This window comes from Numidum massiliense (assembly GCF_001375555.1).
Classification (GTDB): domain Bacteria; phylum Bacillota; class Bacilli; order Thermoactinomycetales; family Novibacillaceae; genus Numidum; species Numidum massiliense.
This window is the reverse complement of sequence record NZ_CTDZ01000009.1, coordinates 961857-978428: the sequence shown is the minus strand read 5'-3', so window position 1 is coordinate 978428 and position 16572 is coordinate 961857. Positions and strand designations below refer to the sequence as shown.

At 52.9% G+C, this 16572-nt stretch carries 14 protein-coding genes and 1 riboswitch; of the genes, 3 read left to right on the top strand and 11 right to left on the bottom strand.

Going from position 1 to position 16572, the window contains the following annotated elements; all coding sequences use genetic code 11:
- Positions 1–23 precede the first annotated feature (23 nt).
- From BN1247_RS05125 to gcvT, 11 genes are all read right to left on the bottom strand, one after another.
- Entirely contained in the window at positions 24–1088 is a 1065-nt protein-coding gene (locus tag BN1247_RS05125; RefSeq protein WP_074011051.1) for an ArsA family ATPase, read from the bottom strand.
- Complete coding sequence (locus BN1247_RS05120) at positions 1079–1369, bottom strand: cory-CC-star protein (RefSeq protein WP_054949427.1); 291 nt, start codon at positions 1367–1369, stop codon at positions 1079–1081. The genes BN1247_RS05125 and BN1247_RS05120 overlap by 10 nt, the downstream gene beginning before the upstream one ends.
- Before the next feature lie 152 nt (positions 1370–1521).
- A complete protein-coding gene (locus BN1247_RS05115) occupies positions 1522–3216 on the bottom strand; it encodes a carbon starvation CstA family protein (protein ID WP_054949426.1) in 1695 nt (564 codons plus the stop codon).
- A gap of 295 nt (positions 3217–3511) precedes the next feature.
- Complete coding sequence (locus BN1247_RS05110) at positions 3512–4732, bottom strand: anhydro-N-acetylmuramic acid kinase (protein ID WP_054949425.1); 1221 nt, start codon at positions 4730–4732, stop codon at positions 3512–3514.
- A gap of 83 nt (positions 4733–4815) precedes the next feature.
- Positions 4816–5601, bottom strand: a complete 786-nt coding sequence (locus BN1247_RS05105) for a DUF6612 family protein (RefSeq protein ID WP_054949424.1) — start codon at positions 5599–5601, stop codon at positions 4816–4818.
- Between the two features lie 193 nt (positions 5602–5794).
- Positions 5795–7219, bottom strand: a complete 1425-nt coding sequence (gene aspA, locus BN1247_RS05100) for an aspartate ammonia-lyase (RefSeq protein ID WP_054949423.1) — start codon at positions 7217–7219, stop codon at positions 5795–5797.
- Between the two features lie 158 nt (positions 7220–7377).
- The gene (locus tag BN1247_RS05095; protein WP_054949422.1) at positions 7378–7890 is read right to left on the bottom strand and encodes a GbsR/MarR family transcriptional regulator; all 513 of its coding nucleotides are present in this window, start codon (positions 7888–7890) and stop codon (positions 7378–7380) included.
- Between the two features lie 263 nt (positions 7891–8153).
- Positions 8154–8483 (bottom strand): tRNA-binding protein, encoded by a 330-nt coding sequence (locus tag BN1247_RS05090; protein ID WP_054949421.1) that lies wholly within the window; start codon positions 8481–8483, stop codon positions 8154–8156.
- A 305-nt stretch (positions 8484–8788) separates the two neighbouring features.
- The gene (gene gcvPB / locus BN1247_RS05085) at positions 8789–10255 is read right to left on the bottom strand and encodes an aminomethyl-transferring glycine dehydrogenase subunit GcvPB (protein WP_054949420.1); all 1467 of its coding nucleotides are present in this window, start codon (positions 10253–10255) and stop codon (positions 8789–8791) included.
- Positions 10252–11601, bottom strand: coding sequence for an aminomethyl-transferring glycine dehydrogenase subunit GcvPA (gcvPA, locus tag BN1247_RS05080; protein WP_054949419.1), 1350 nt, complete (start codon positions 11599–11601; stop codon positions 10252–10254). Before gcvPA ends, gcvPB begins: the two co-directional genes overlap by 4 nt.
- Positions 11602–11839: 238 nt before the next feature.
- Entirely contained in the window at positions 11840–12931 is a 1092-nt protein-coding gene (gene gcvT, locus BN1247_RS05075) for a glycine cleavage system aminomethyltransferase GcvT (RefSeq protein ID WP_054949418.1), read from the bottom strand.
- Between the two features lie 201 nt (positions 12932–13132).
- A riboswitch (glycine riboswitch) is annotated at positions 13133–13225 on the bottom strand.
- Positions 13226–13301: 76 nt separating this feature from the next.
- Between gcvT and BN1247_RS05070 the strand changes: the two genes are divergently transcribed.
- From BN1247_RS05070 to BN1247_RS05060, 3 genes are all read left to right on the top strand, one after another.
- The gene (locus tag BN1247_RS05070) at positions 13302–15167 is read left to right on the top strand and encodes a DEAD/DEAH box helicase (RefSeq protein ID WP_390622028.1); all 1866 of its coding nucleotides are present in this window, start codon (positions 13302–13304) and stop codon (positions 15165–15167) included.
- Positions 15168–15261: 94 nt separating this feature from the next.
- A complete protein-coding gene (locus BN1247_RS05065; RefSeq protein WP_082415795.1) occupies positions 15262–16176 on the top strand; it encodes a YqhG family protein in 915 nt (304 codons plus the stop codon).
- A gap of 116 nt (positions 16177–16292) precedes the next feature.
- Positions 16293–16568: a YqhV family protein gene (locus BN1247_RS05060; RefSeq protein WP_054949415.1), complete on the top strand. Its 276-nt coding sequence runs from the start codon at positions 16293–16295 to the stop codon at positions 16566–16568.
- Positions 16569–16572 lie beyond the last annotated feature (4 nt).

Genomic DNA, 16572 nt, shown 5'->3' with positions numbered 1-16572 from the left:
CTTTGAATTACCCCTTTAACCGACTAACCGATTCTTTTAACTTCTTTTAACGCAATTTCTCTAAAAAGCGGCACAATCGTCGCCAAGCCGCTTAAACCGCGAATGTCGTGTGGTTTTAGTGGGATGTACAAACGATTCCACGCGGCAAATCGTTCCGCAATGTCGCGCAAGTATTGTTGTTCCTGTTCCCGACGTTCTTGCAGGAAGTTCCCGTCCGCGTCCGGCGGGAGTACGCGGTTGACGACAAAGCCGCCGATCGGGATATCGTGCGCCGTTAATGCGTCGACCGCTTTCGCCGTTTCGACGATCGGCAGCCGCTCCGGATTCAGGACAAAGTAAAACGATGTAACCGAATCGTCCAGCAAGAGCGTACGCGCTGCGGCGAAGCGGTTTTTGCGCCGTTGCAAAATGTCGTACACCTGATCGCGCGGCCGGTCCGTCGTGCCGACGATGTTGTGTAGCATTCGATGCATCTCTTGTGTCTTCTCGCGCCGCGCGATCATCCCTTCAATCCACACGCCCATCAGTTCCGGTAACGACAACAAGCGCAACGTATGACCGGTCGGCGCCGTATCGAACACGAGGTGGTCGTAAGCCGTTTGGGCGCGTAGCATCGTCGCCACCATTTCATCAAACAGAGCCGCCTTATCTGCTCCGGGAGAAGCAGCGGCAATGTGCATTTGCCGCTCCACTTCTTTCCACAAGTTAGGGGCGACCAAGCCGCGTACGTTCGTTTTCACTTCTTGCATATACCGTTCGGCGGCCGCTTCCGGATCGATCTCTGTCACGTATAAGTTTTCCCGGACGAACTGTTCTTTTTTCTTTAACGCCAACTGCAACAGATCGCCCACCGAATGGGCGGGGTCCGTCGAAACGAGTAGCGTCCGATAGCCGGCTTGCGCCAATGCTAACGCGTACGCACTCGAACACGTCGTTTTACCGACGCCCCCTTTGCCGCCGAAAAAAGTGATGCGCAATTTACCCTGCCGTCCGGCTTCCGTCGCCGCTGCCTCGATCCCCGCAACGTCGCCCTTCCCTTTCCTCACATGTGCATCGCGCGAAGGACGCAGCCACTTTTTTAACAGCATCGAAACCCGTCCAACGGCGATTTTTCCATGCCCATCCGAACGTGCCACTCATGAAAGTCTTCTAGCATAAACGGCAACAGTTCGAGTGTGTAGTAAGCGACAGGGTTCGGAATGCCGAGCATTTCTGACAGCGCCAGCAGTTTAAACACATCTTCTTCGTTTTGAATGTTCCGCCGCATCGTTTGCCGGTAAGGGACAAAGTACATCTCATCGTAAAATTGTTGTACCTGTTGCCAGACGCGTTTCGCCTGCTGTACGAATTCCCGCAGTTGACGGTCCATGCGCATGCCTCCTTCGCTTTAGTCGTGCGCCGCTTCTTGTCAGATGAATCGGACGCTATTCATATTCACATACGACCCTTGACATTGTTTAAGGTACCGAAGCGAGTGGTATGCTCCTTGTTGGTTTAAATTAGACGGCGTGTCCCGTCACGTTAGGCCGAATGTCCTTTCGATAAGTCCGGGTTTCTCTTAACCCGTCGCACCGCTAGCAAGCCTTCTAAAATAAGCCACACATTCAAAGCGAGAACCAAAGTCCCGACGATGACTAACATCGTATTGCCCTGTTTAAAGTAGTCGATAATGTTCAGCACCATACTCCACGTCGTCATCGTGACGACGAACAGGAGCGGAATGAGTGCGTACACGTAATTGCGCCCCCAACGCCACAAAAGTAACGTCAACACGAGGAGCGACAAACCAGCCGTCAACTGGTTCGTTGTGCCGAACAGCGGCCACAACACCATCCCACCGGCGCCCGGATTGGCCGGGTCGGCCAAAAACGCCAAGGCAACACACGATAAAAAGGCAATAACCGTACTAAAATCGACGTTTTTCAACGCAGATACGCGGTACTGCTCCCCAATTTCCGCTAAGATAAACCGTTGCAAGCGCATCGACGTATCGAGCGTCGTCGCGGCGAAGGCGACGACCATAATCGAAATGAACGTCGTCCCGACGACTTCCGGAATATCCAAGTTGCTCAAAAAGCTCCCTGCACCTTTCACAAACGCCGGTGTCCCACCTGCGCTCGCTGCTGCCCACGAGTCATAATGAGCGCGCCATTCGCTAAAGTTAGCAAAACCTGCTGCAGTGGCCATAACCGCGACGAGAGCTAGCATTCCTTCGCCAACTGCCCCAAAGTAGCCGACAAATTTAGCGTCCGTCTCCTTATCGATTTGCTTCGCCGACGTCCCCGAACCGACGAGCCCGTGAAAACCGGAAATGGCACCGCACGCTACCGTGACGAACAGGAGCGGGAGTAGCGGCGGTGTGCCAGCGGGTACATTCGTATTAAACATCGGCGCCACAAATTCCGGCCGTCCGATAAACATCCCGACGTATAGGACAATCAACCCTAGAAACAACATGTGCGAGTTAATGTAGTCGCGCGGCTGCAATAACGTCCACACCGGAAGCCGCGAAGCGACGGCGCCGTAAACGAGCATAATAATGACCCACCAAGCCGTCGCCGACAATCCGCCCATCGAATCGGGCAACGAAATCGGTGCGTTTGCCCCAATAAAAATAAACGAAAATAAAAGTACCAATCCGATAATCGACGGCCAAAACAGACCGACGCCCCGCTTGTACACGAGACAGCCGATGGCGATGGCGACCGGGATTTGCAACCAGTACGGCAGCACACTTTCCGGAAACGCCGTAAACAAATTCGCGATCGTGACCGCGAAGACGGCGTTCACTAACAGTAACAAGAAAAAGATAACGAGCAAAAACAATCCTTTCGCCCGTGTCCCGATCACGCTGTTCGTAATGACCCCGACCGAACGCCCTTTATGGCGAATCGACGCCCACAACGTGCCAAAGTCGTGCATCCCGGCAAAAAAGATCGTCCCGAACACGACCCAGATGAGCGCTGGCCCCCAGCCCCAAATCATCGCGATCGCCGGTCCGACGATCGGCGCTGCACCGGCGATTGAACTAAAGTGGTGTCCCCACAGCACGAACTTATTCGTCGCCACGTAGTCGACCCCGTCGCGAAATTCGTGTGCTGGTGTCCGAAACCCGGAATCGAGCTTAAATACTTTCACCGCTAAAAAATTGGCATAAAAACGGTACCCTAAATAGAACAAAAGGAGTGCACCAACTGTCGTTAACCATGGACTCAACGCTACCCCTCCTCAATCGCTCGAATGTATCCGATTACATTCACAATAATAACATAGTTAGGGGCATTTTGCATACAAGATTGCCAAAAAAGGTTGCCAACCGTTTACATAACAGCGGTAAAAGAGGAGTCCGTTTTTTTGTGTCGTCTTCTCCTACCGGGAGCACTCTCCCCGGTAGGATTTTTTTAGATCTTCCGCTTCATTCTATAATCATCCACTGATATTCACAGCATTCACGCGCATTAGCAGCATTCACGCGCATGACCGGCATTCCCTGGCAACTCACCGCTCATCCTTACCAGCAGACGTTACCTAAAACAACTGGCTTAGAAGCACCGGTCACGGCCGGTACGTTGCTCGGGCGGCCCATGAGCGTCTCGTGTCCGAGGACAGTAAAGGCAAGTGCTTCTTTGGCGTCATCGGGGATACCGAACGCTTCGGCCGTCGTAAGCTTTACCCCGTCCGGCAACTGCTGGCGAATCATCGCCAGCAGCGTCTCGTTGTGCGCACCGCCCCCTGAGGCGATCACTTCGTCGATCGCTGCCGTCGGAAAAATAAAGTGTTCGTACGCTTGCACGATCGTCCGCGCCGTCAGCATCGTCGCCGTCGCCAAAATATCGGCAAACGACAACTGCCTCTGCTCCCCGTCGGCGCGAAACTGCTCGGTAAAGGAGAGCCCGTAAACTTCGCGCCCCGTACTCTTCGGTGGCTTGCGCCTGTAATACGGATCTTGCAAATACAGTTGCAACAGTTCTTCGCTCACCCGTCCGGCCGCCGCCCGTTTACCCCCTTCGTCAAACCGCTCCGCCCCATTCGTTTCCTGTTTAACGAGCGCATCCATAATCATGTTGCCCGGCCCCGTATCGAAGGCGTACACATCGTCGATCGCCCTACCTTTCGGCACGACCGTCGCATTGCCGATCCCGCCGATGTTTTGTAAGATGCGCCCTTTGTGCGGCGACTTAAACAGCATGTAGTCAACGTACGGCACGAGCGGCGCACCTTCCCCGCCAGCTGCCAAATCGCGCGGGCGGAAGTTTCCGACGACCGGGATGCCGCACCGCTCCGCCAGTACCGACAATTCCCCAATTTGCAGCGTGGAACGCACGCGGAGCTCACCGTCTGGACCGGGAAACGCTGCTTCGTGTGGCGCGTGCCAAACGGTTTGCCCGTGGGAACAGACCGCATCGACTTGTTCCGCCCTCACGCCCGCCTCGGCAAGGACTCGGGCCACCGCAGCGGCATACCATTCCGACAAGCCGGCGTTCGCCAGCACGAGCTGATCGAGCGTCGCTGTTTCTACCGCACATAGCGACAAGATGCGCTCCCTCAGTTCATCCGAATACGGCAAGTAACAAAAGTGTTTCAATGAAACGTCAGCAATTTCCCCAGCCTCGTTCGTTGCAATGGCGACTAAAGCGGCATCGATGCCGTCGAGCGACGTCCCCGACATTAAGCCGATGAGTAAATGCTCCCGCCGCTCGGCGTATGTCATTAGTCGTTCGTATGAATTCATCCGAAATAACCCCACTCACATTTTTATAAATTATTTAAAAAAAGAGGTTAACCGTATGGCCAACCTCTCCATCGCAACAATCATTAACGTTCTATTTCTTCTGCTTCTTTCGCCTCTTTTGGCAGCTTAATCTCTTTCACTTCACCATTAAACGTCATCTTCGTCGTTGTCTGAACTTTCATCGTCGCATCTTCTTGAAACGGCATCTCCATCGTCACCGTTTGCTCCAATTTTTCATATTCAAGTGACTTTTTGTCTACCCAAATCTTTATGTTCAATTTTTTAAACGTTACTTCATCGGCATTCATCGGCGTCTGTTCTAAACTTTGCAGCGCATATTTCATGAACGGCTTAATGTCTTTCGCATCGGACAACGACACTTCTAACAGGTATTTACCGTCTTCTTCATTCATTTTTACTTTGTCGCCTGCTTTTTTCAGCGCCTTGAACGTATTCTTCGGATCGACAACTTGTTGATCGACTTGTGCGGCCTCGGGAATCGAATCACTGTCAGCCTTCAATTTAACCCACTCATCTACCGACTGCTCGTGTATGTACAGCGTATCATCTAAAAAGTAAATGGCTATCTTCTGAACATCTTCCATTCCGTCCATCTTCGTGTCGGCATTAGCCGCAAACGTCTTATTATTTATGTATTCGACGTCCATTTTTGACGACACCGTCATCTTTTCTTCCGGAAGCGTCATCTTGTTCTTGACGTCCATCTTCCATTTGTACCCTTTCATTTCTTTCATTGTTTCTGCGGATTGTTCGATGACGTCGGATGCTTCCAACTTGCCGCACGCTGTGACCGTAAGAAGTAAGATCAAGACCGCACTCGTCAGAGTGACCAGCTTTCGTTTGCGCATCGTTTTGCTCCCCTCGCATGTATTGGTTATGGTGCGCTCCCCCAGAGTATACGTGTTTCTAATAGTACGGTCAAGGAAAGAAGCGCAACTTATTCGCAACTTATTCACAACTTATACGCCACTTAACGGGAGAGGAGGCGCTGCTAGCGTTCCAACAGGGGAGCCATGTAAGAGTGGCCATGCAACCTTCACTTTATTTCCCTAACAATTCCTTACCCGAAATACCGGGGTCGGTCATTTCATACGGGTCTAAAATGAGGTCTAACTCTTCCTCCGTCAACACGTTCCGCTCTAAGCAAATTTCGCGTACTGTCTTGCCAGTCGCGAGTGCTTCGCCCGCGATCGACGAGGCCACTTCGTAACCGACGTGTGGATTGATCGCCGTAATAATGCCAACACTGTTTTCGACGTACTGCTTCATTTTCGCGGCATTCGCTTCGATACCGTCTAAACAGTGCTTCCGGAACACGTGAAACACGTTCGTCATAATTTTTATCGATTGCAATAAGTTAAAGACGAGTACCGGCTCCATTACGTTTAGTTCAAATTGTCCAGCTTCGGAAGCTAAACATATCGTATGGTCGTTGCCGATCACTTGGAAGGCGACTTGGTTAAGTACTTCCGCCATGACCGGATTCACTTTGCCCGGCATGATCGACGAACCAGGCTGCCGCGCCGGCAGTAACAGTTCGCCCAGTCCGGTCCGCGGGCCAGACGCCATCAAGCGCAAGTCGTTCGCCATTTTCGACATGTTCATCATACATATTTTTAGTGTCGCCGACACTTCGAGCAAACCGTCTGTGTTTTGCGTCGCGTCGACGAGGTGAGCAGCTCGTTCCAAAGGATAACCGCTAATGACTTGCAAATGTGCCACGACGTGTTCGATGTACGCCGGGTCGGCGTTCAAACCGGTACCGACAGCGGTCGCCCCCATGTTTACCGTGTACAAGTGCTTGCGCGACTCCCGCACCCGCACGAGATCGCGCCTTAGTACGCGCTCGTACGCCGCAAACTCTTGCCCGAGCCGGATCGGCACTGCATCTTGCAAGTGGGTCCGCCCCATTTTGATCAGTCCGTCAAACTGCTTCGCTTTGTTAGCAAAAGATGCTGCTAACTCGTCCATTTCCTCCAGTAAGTCGTCCAAGGCGTGCAACACGGCGATGCGGACCGCTGTCGGAAACGCATCGTTCGTCGACTGGGACATATTGACGTGTGTGTTCGGGCTCAACTTCAAATAGTCGCCTTTTTCCTCTCCTAATAGTTCCAACGCCCGGTTAGCGAGCACTTCGTTCGCATTCATGTTAATCGATGTGCCGGCTCCCCCTTGGATCGGATCGACGATAAACTGATCGTGCAGCTGGCCGGCGATTACTTCGTCGGCGGCAGCGACGATTACCTCTGCCAAATGCGGCGCAAGCTGACCGACTTCGCGGTTGGCGAGCGCCGCCGCTTTTTTTACGATCGCAATTGCTTTAATTAACGCTGGTTCTAAACGGTAGCCCGTAATCGGGAAGTTGTCGACGGCCCGTAGCGTCTGTACGCCGTAATACGCCGCTTGCGGTACCTGTTTTTCTCCTAAAAAGTCTTTCTCTACGCGAAAATTTGTGCCACTGTCCACTAATCTTCATCTCCGTTTACATGATAGTTTCTCCGCCATAGTTTGTGCGAATGCGTCCTGTTGCGATTACCCGTGACGACCATACTCCAAAATGTAACACTTAAACAAATATATCGCAATGTTAAAGCCCGAAAGTGTGTATGCTTTCGGGCTTTAACTCACTGATCGACGTCCGCCTCATTCTCCGCCATCTCCGCGTCACTGTGCGACGTATCGTAACAGTCTTGTTCCCAGCGCGCGAGCATTGCCGGCAAATCTTGCGCCACTAGGCGGTAGAAAGCGTGTAAGTCGTGCATGCGCGGCTCGTCTGCTGCGTGCGTATCCTCCACTAACTCTAAACTTCGCGTCGTCAATTGAATCACCGCTTGGAGCAGTGGCATTTGCATCTCGACAATGCGTTTGCCGACACCCGGTTTAATCCGGTAGCACTCCTGCCCCGTCTCCGTGGCTTCAACCTTCTCAATCAGTTTTTTCTGCATCAAAAGTCGCGTCGTCGTATGTACCGAACCTTTACTTAAGTACAGAGCTTGCATAATCTCGTGCGTGGAGTGAACGGGCTGATCGGCGATTAACAAGTACATGAAGATGCGTCCCGCTGCCCGCGGCAATCCGACCTGTTCGTAAAAGATGCCTGTTTCATCAATGAATTTCTTTTCTCCAGATTTGAGCATGTCAGATCCCCCATAAAAACGACATTGTTTTGCGTGAGTGTGCCATAAAAAAATAAAGGGCTAGCCCTTCAATATTAATAACGTGTCGGGCCGACAATTGTTCTTCAAGGATAATTATAACTATCCTTGACAATAAAAACCATCACCGACACAATGTGTACTCGTATTCACACAGATGCAATCATTCCCAATATGGAAATAGTACTGTCGTACAGAAACAGGGGCCGGGAGCCGACATTTCCGCCAGAGGGTGTCAACCGATCTTATCCGATCTTGTCGCCTTTTTGTACGGGGCGATCCGGCTGTAGTAACACAACTCCTTCTTCTGCATAAATGCCGAGCACGAGGATTTCCGACTTAAAACCGGCTACCCGGAGCGGCGGAAAGTTGACGACAGCGACTACTTGTCGTCCAAGGAGCGTATCTTTCGTATACAGTTCTGTCAGCTGGGCACTTGACTGTTTGACCCCGAGCTCTGGGCCGAAGTCGACCCACAACTGAAACGCTGGCTTCCGCGCTTCCGGAAAATCTTTCACGTCGATCACTTCGCCGACGCGAATGTCGAGTTTGTTCCAATCGTCAATCGTTGCCATTTTGCGATCCGTCCTTTCCGTATCTCGTAGGATTAAAGCGGGAATCACTTGTGTGATGTTTCTATTTTTAGCAAAATGCGCACACATTAGCAAGTCCACGGGAGCCTGTCATTAAACCGTCACAAATTTGTCGAATATTGTCGTTCACCGCTCGTTTTGCGTCTGTTACAATGACAAGCATTAAGGGCTCCGTCGCTCAATACGCACTGGGTTCTTATTATATTTAGGACTACATACGGTACACAAAAACACCCTCCGCCACATGCGAGGGTGTTTTTGTGTACACAGCAAAGTACCGTATTTGTTTACTCGCCTCGTTCGTAGCGCAGCACCGGCTTGCGCGCTGCGGTAACTTCGTCCATCCGCTTGACGACCGTATGGTGTGGCGCTTCTTGCACCTGTTCGGGATCTTCTTCTACTTCTTTGGCGATACGAATGAGCACGTCCGCAAAGGCGTCCAACGTCTCTTTACTCTCCGTTTCCGTCGGTTCGATCATGAGGCACTCCTCGACGATGAGCGGGAAGTAAATCGTGGGCGGATGCACACCGAAGTCTAGTAACCGCTTGGCGATGTCGAGTGTGCGTACCCCGAGTTTCTTCTGCCGCTTCCCGGAAAGGACAAATTCGTGTTTACACCAATCGGCAAAGGGCACGTCGAAGTACGGCGCTAACCGTTTGAACAAGTAGTTTGCATTGAGGACGGCGTCTTCCGACACGCGTTTCAAGCCATCTGGTCCCATCGTGCGAATATAGGTGTACGCGCGCACGAGAATACCGAAGTTCCCGTAGTACCCTTTAATCCGCCCGATCGACTGCGGCATGTCGGCATCGAGATAGTACCGGTCGTCCGCTTCCTCGTGCCGTACCATCGGATGCGGCAAAAACTGGGCCAAATTCCGTTTGACGCCGACGGGGCCGGCTCCTGGTCCACCGCCGCCGTGCGGCGTGCTGAACGTTTTGTGTAAGTTGAGGTGCACGACGTCAAAGCCCATGTCCCCGGGCCGCGTTTTGCCCAAAATGGCGTTAGCGTTCGCTCCGTCGTAGTACAACAAGCCGCCCGCTTCATGTACGATGTCGGCCATTTCCGCGATTTGTTCTTCAAACAAGCCGAGCGTGTTCGGGTTCGTCAACATGAGTGCCGCCGTGTCGCCGCCGACGAGTCCCCGCAGCGCTTCGACGTCGACGAGTCCGTCTGCATTTGACCCGACCGTTACAACGTCTAACCCCGCGACCGCAGCACTCGCCGGGTTCGTCCCGTGTGCCGAATCGGGAATGATCACTTTCGTGCGCTGTTGCTCGCCGCGGCTTTCGTGGTAAGCGCGAATAATCATTAGGCCGGCCCACTCACCTTGCGCCCCGGCGGCCGATTGCAGCGTCACTTCGTCCATTCCCGTAATTTCTGCCAAATCGCGCTGCAGTTCGTACAACAACTGTAACGCCCCTTGCACTGTCTCCTCCGGCTGATACGGATGAATGTGTTGTAAGCCGGGGTAACGCGCCACGTCTTCGTTAATTTTCGGGTTGTATTTCATCGTGCACGACCCGAGCGGATAAAATCCGGAATCGACCCCGTGGTTGCGCCGCGACAACGCCGTGTAGTGGCGCACGAGGTCGAGTTCCGACACTTCCGGCAGGTCAGCCGCATCCGTGCGCACCATCCCTTCCGGCAGCATTTCCGCAACCGATTGTTCTTCCACGTCGAGTGCTGGAAGGCTATAAGCGACGCGTCCCGGCCGACTAATTTCAAAAATGAGTGCTTGTTCCCGGCTCATAACCATCCCTCCACAGCTTGTACTAACTGGTCAATTTCTGTGCGCGTGCGCATTTCCGTCACTGCGAGCAGCACGGCGTTCCCCAGTTCCGGATAGTCCCGCGACAAATCGTAACCGGCTAGCATTCCTTTTTCGAGCAGCGCCGCTTGCAGCTCGCTGGCAGGTCGCGGCAAGCGCAAAGCGAATTCGTTGAAAAACGGTGCGTCAAACAGCGGTTCCACGCCGGGGAGCTTACGCAACTGCCGCTGGGCGTAGTGTGCTTTTTGTACGTTTTGCTGCGCTACGTCGGTGAGCCCCTGCTTGCCCATCGCACTCATGTATACTCCTGCGGCTAACGCGTTCAGCGCTTGGTTGGAGCAAATGTTAGACGTCGCTTTTTCGCGGCGAATGTGTTGCTCCCGCGCTTGCAGCGTCAGCACAAAACCGCGCGTTCCTTCCTCGTCGACTGTCTGTCCGACGATGCGTCCCGGAATGCGACGCATCAGTTTTTTCGTCGTAGCAAAAAAGCCGCAGTGCGGGCCACCGAACTGTGTCGGAATGCCGAGCGGCTGCGCGTCCCCGACGACGATGTCGGCGCCGAATGCCCCCGGTGGCTGGACAATCCCGAGCGACAGTGGGTTCGTACTGACGACGAATAGCCCTTTGTGTCGGTGGGCAATCTTTTCGATCGCTGCTAAGTCTTCGAGGTTACCGAAGAAGTTAGGCGACTGCACGATCACGGCCGCCGTATCGGTATCAGCTAACTCCGCTAACTTCTCCACGTCCGTCACCCCGGCGTCCGCGGCAACTTCTACGACTTCAATCCCTTGCCCGCCGCGCGCATACGTGCGCAAAATGTCGCGCGCTTCCGGATGTACGGCACGAGAGACGAGCACTTTCTGCTTACGGCTTGCGGCAGCGGCGAGTGTGGCCGCTTCGGCGAGCGCAGTTGGGCCGTCGTACATCGACGAGTTGGCGACATCCATCCCCGTAAGCTCACAAATCATCGACTGAAATTCAAAAATCGCCTGCAATTCACCTTGACTAATTTCCGGTTGGTACGGCGTGTAAGCCGTAAAAAACTCCGATCGACCGATGACGTGACCGACGACACTCGGAATATAGTGTTCGTACGTTCCCGCCCCTAAAAACGACACAACTTGTTGCAAGTTTTTGTTTTCGTTTGCTAAGCGTTGCATGTGGCGAGAAAGCTCCAGTTCGGACATTCCCTCAGGAATATTTAATTCCCCATTAAAGCGCACACTTTCCGGTATGTCAGCGAACAGTTCGTCGACACTGCCGCACCCTAACGCCTGTAACATCGCTTGCCGATCGGCGTCAGTCATCGGTAAATAACGAAATGTCATGGCGCTAACGCACCTCCTCATTTTACATCTCTTGTTACATCTCTTGTTACATCTCTTGTGACATCTCTTGTGACATCCCTTGTGACATCCCTTGATCACTTTGCTCTTCTTATTCGCACGGTTGACGTGCTATTGACAGCACACTTTGTTAATTGGCGTGCTATTGCGTCGCATTCGGTTTATTGACGTGCTGTTAGGAGCATAGCGGTTAAAGCGCTCGGTTCAGTTTGCAACGTGGTTATGACCGCTTGTAAAAAGGCGTCGTCACCACTTTCGCCGCCACGCGGCGGCCGCGAATGTCGATTTCTACTTCTTGTCCTAACGCGCTGTAATCACTCGCGACGAGCGCGAGCCCGAGGTTTTTGCCCAGCGTCGGCGACTGTGTACCGCTCGTCACTTCGCCGATCTCTTCGCCTCCAGCATATACTGGATAGTGCGTGCGCGGGATGCCCCGTCCGACCATCTCTATGCCGACGAGACGTCGCTTGAGACCGCCTTCTTTTTGCGCGACAAGGACACTTTTCCCAATAAAGTCACTTTTATTCAACTTCACGGCAAAACTGATCCCCGCCTCTAACGGACTGACGCTCGCCGACAGTTCTTGTCCGTACAAGAGCAGCCCCGCTTCGAAACGCAACGTATCGCGCGCGCCGAGTCCGCACGGTTTTAAACCGTCCGCCTCCCCTGCCGCGAGTAATTCGCGCCACAACGTCGGCGCGTCTTCCGGCGCTAAATACAGTTCAAACCCGTTTTCACCCGTGTAGCCGCTGCGCGAAACTAACACCTTCACCCCGGCAACTTCCACGTCCGGGAGGAAGCGGAAGAAGCGAATGTCCGACAAATCACAATCCGTCAGTTGCTGTAAAATGTGCGTCGCCCGCGGCCCTTGCAGGGCCAGGAGCGCCGTCTCATCCGATACGTCTGCAATGTGTACGTCGCCCACTGTTTGTTTGTGCATCCACTCGACGTCTTTTTCCGTGTTCGCCGCGTTCACGACGAGCAAGTAGTCGTTGTCTCCTTTTTTGTACAGGAGAAAATCGTCGACCGTCCCGCCGTCCGGATAACACATCGTCGTGTAGTGCGCCTGGTTAACGTTAAGCTTACTGACGTCGTTCGTCGTCAGCCGCTGTAAATAATCCGTCGCATCTGGTCCGCTGACCGTCACTTCGCCCATATGTGACACATCGAACAGCCCGGCCGCTTCGCGCACAGCCCGATGTTCTTCCTTAATACTTGTGAACTGGACAGGCAACTCCCACCCGCCGAACGGAATGAGTTTTGCTTCGCCTTTGTACAGCGGGTAAAGCGGTGTCCGTTTTAGAGAAGCCATGCTCCTCACCTCCTATTGAGAATCGTAAAAAAACGACAGAGAACAATAAGACGACAAAAGGACAGACAATCCGTCCTCACGGCTTTGCTCTGTCCTTTAACCTGAGAGTTTCCCTTCCACTTGCGACCACTGCCACTTGCAGCTTTGCCGTGAAGAAAGTTACCCCTTGGGTGGTCACTCTCGTGACACTCTCCAGAGTTGTGTCGAGCAAGAGTCTTTTTGCCTGAGAGATTCACCCCTTCGGCTTGCTCCTTCGGCGCTGTCACTCGCGACAGTCTCTCCCCTTGCCTTCATCCACTTGTGATGTCAATTATGTATCCACGATTATTCGAGCAGTACTATTGTAACTAATATGTAGCTGTTTTAGCAAATGTATCTACGGCGGCGGCTGGCGTTCACGACATTGCCGCACCAAGTAGCGCTTCGTCGTTCTTCATATTCTAGCCCGCTTCCGTCCATACTAGCAAGTAGCGATCATCGCGAAGCGACGTCCTTCTTCGCTTTTGAGAGGAGTATGATCATGAGTGACATCCCCATCCACTTCGCACGCAACTGGTGGAACGATTTTTCTGAGAAAGTCGAACAAGATGGCCCGTGGGATGCGTGGGAGTTGTTTTGCCTCGCCATAGAGGCGGAAGAACGGCTAGCTGTCCCGCGCTTTGACGACTTGCGCTGCTTGTCGCAATTGACCGCGTTCGAACCGCTCCCGCACCAAATGGATACGGCGCGCACTGTGTTAACCGAATTGCACGGCCGCGCCATTCTCGCCGACGAAGTCGGTCTCGGCAAAACGATTGAAGCTGGACTCATTTTAAAAGAATATATGTTGCGCGGCCTCGTCACTAGCGCCTTAATCCTCGTTCCCGCTTCGCTCGTTTCCCAGTGGACGCGGGAACTAAACGAGAAATTTGCCATCCCGGCCATGGCGCAAAAAAAAGAGTGGATGTGGGGAAAATACGATATTCTCGTCGCCTCGCTCGATACGGCCAAGCGTGACCCGCACCGCGATCAAGTGCTCAGCCGCGACTACGATCTCTTAATCATCGACGAAGCACACAAACTAAAAAACCGCCGCACGCGCAATTGGCAGTTCGTCAACCAATTGCGTAAAAAATATTGTTTACTGCTCACAGCGACACCTATGCAAAACGACATTAAAGAGCTGTACAATCTCGTCACCTTGCTGAAGCCCGGCCAGCTCGGCGGTAAGCACACGTTTGCGAACCAATACGTCGCTGGTAAGCGGCAAGTGAAAAACGAAGCGCTGCTCAAAGAAGAAATCCGCAAAGTGATGATCCGCAACGAGCGTAAGTCGAGCCCCATCACCTTTCCTGAGCGCCACGTGCACACCGTCACCTTACAGTTAACGCCAGAGGAACGCGCCTTGTACGACGGCATCACCGATTTTGTCCGCACGCGTTACCGCATGGGGGACGGCACACTTAAAAGCTTGCTTTCACTCGTCACGTTGCAACGGGAAGCGTGCAGCAGTCGGGAAGCGACGTTTCTCACTTTGTTTAAAATGTTTAAAAAAGAAGCGGGCGGCAAACAGCAGTTACCGCCGGACGTTCAACATGTGATTGCCCTTTTGAAACAGATTAAGCGGCAGACGAAGGCAGAGCAAACGCTCGATCTCATTCGCGGCATCGACGACGCCAAAGTGATCGTCTTCACCGAATACCGCGCCACACAAGACATGCTCCTTAAAACGTTGCAACAAAACGGCATCACTGCCGTACCGTACCGGGGTAACTTCGGACGCAATAAGAAAGATTGGATGCGCGAGTTGTTTCAGCGGCGCGCACAAGTGATGGTCGCAACGGAAGCGGGAGGCGAAGGGATCAACTTGCAGTTTTGCCATCACGTCATCAACTACGACATGCCGTGGAACCCGATGCGCGTGGAGCAACGGATCGGACGCGTGCACCGCCTCGGACAGCAAAACGACGTCACTATCTACAATTTGTGTACCGAAGGGACGATCGAAGCACACATTATTCGTCTGCTGCACGAAAAAATCAACTTGTTCCAGCTCGTCGTCGGGGAACTAGACACGATTTTGGAACAAGGTAAATCGTCTGCAGGTGCGCTCGAAAAGAAGATTATGCGAATCGTCTTAGAAGCGGGCGACGATCGCGAAGTGGAGGAGCGCCTTTCCCACTTAGGGGAATCGTTGTCCACGGCACGGCAGCGAACGGCACAGGGAGCTAATCTGTTAGACAGTATCCTGAAGTAACGCCTCTTCCGATGCGGCGTCTCTTCCGTTTTAAAAGGAAGCCGACTCATCCCCGTTCGCGACATATTGTCGTTAGTAACCGCCCGACCGATCGATGCAGCTAAAGGAGCGGCAACAGATGGATCAAGTAGAAGTGCAGAACTACGTCAACACGTTTTTACAAGCGATGGAATGTCACATCATAACCGCGAGCGATGGCCATATCGAAGTACGCTTATCTGAACAGGCGGATAAAGATTTGGTGAATCGCCCGTATTATTGGTCGTATGTCGAGCAGCTCGGCATCGAACCGCAGCCAGTCACGTTGTCGCTCGTTTTTAACAGCGAACTTGTACCCGCCGATGTGCGGGGTGAACACGTGACGTTCGGATCTCCTCGCCTGCAGCAAATTTTTCACTCGGCACGACGCCATGGACAGTTTGTGCGTTTGTACGAAAATGTCCCGTTGTCGCTCAGCAGCCCGCGCGGTTCGCGCCCGTATACCCCGTGGCTTGCAATCACCTACAAAATTGAATGGTTGTGTGAACAGTCGCGCAGTGAAGTGCATTCACTCGGTATACAACTAATCGACGGGACGATCGAGAACAACTTTTATCACCAACAACTTGCTCCGCGTAAATGGACACCGCGCCTGCCAAATCACCGCTTCGTCACACAAGCAAAACTGTCGCTACCGGACGCGATCGCTCAGCTAGAGTTTTACTTGCAAGGTTACTTAGACACCCACGATGACGCGTGGGCACAAAAGGCGCGGGCCCGCATGGAAGAAGAACTCGCCCGCCTCGCCCTTTACTACGAAGAAGTAGGCCATAAGCGGAAGGAAGCAGATACGTCTACAAATCCCCTACAAGTTGCACGTGACGAGCAACCGAACGACCGCCGCGTCACACGTACAGAAAGCACGACAATCGACGAAGAGTATGCGCAACGCGTGCGGGAAGCAAAGTGGCAATACGAACCGCGCATCGACATCACCACCGTCAATGCCGGGCTGTTCTACTTAGCATGAGCCTACGAAGGTGAGAAAAAAGTGTACAAACTGCTGCCCCTCTCGCATACATATTTTCTTAAGGACAGACCTTTTGTCTCTTACGGATTCACCTCAACGCAGGGAGGAACGGCAGCATGTGGTTTATTTTTGAAAAAGCCGTCTTAGCGATGGCTGTCCTCAGGCTTTTATCTGGATTTATCGAAATGATGGCTGGTCTCTTAATGTTGCGGTACAACGATTTAGAAAAATCCATCCTCATTAATGCGTCACTCGCTTTAATCGGTCCGCTCGTCCTCATTACAACGATGACGATCGGCTTAACCGGACTAGTCGACCGCGTTTCCTTCGGAAAAATCACTTGGGTTGTATGTGGTGTCCTCTGTATATTCATCGGTATTCACAGTAAATAGCACG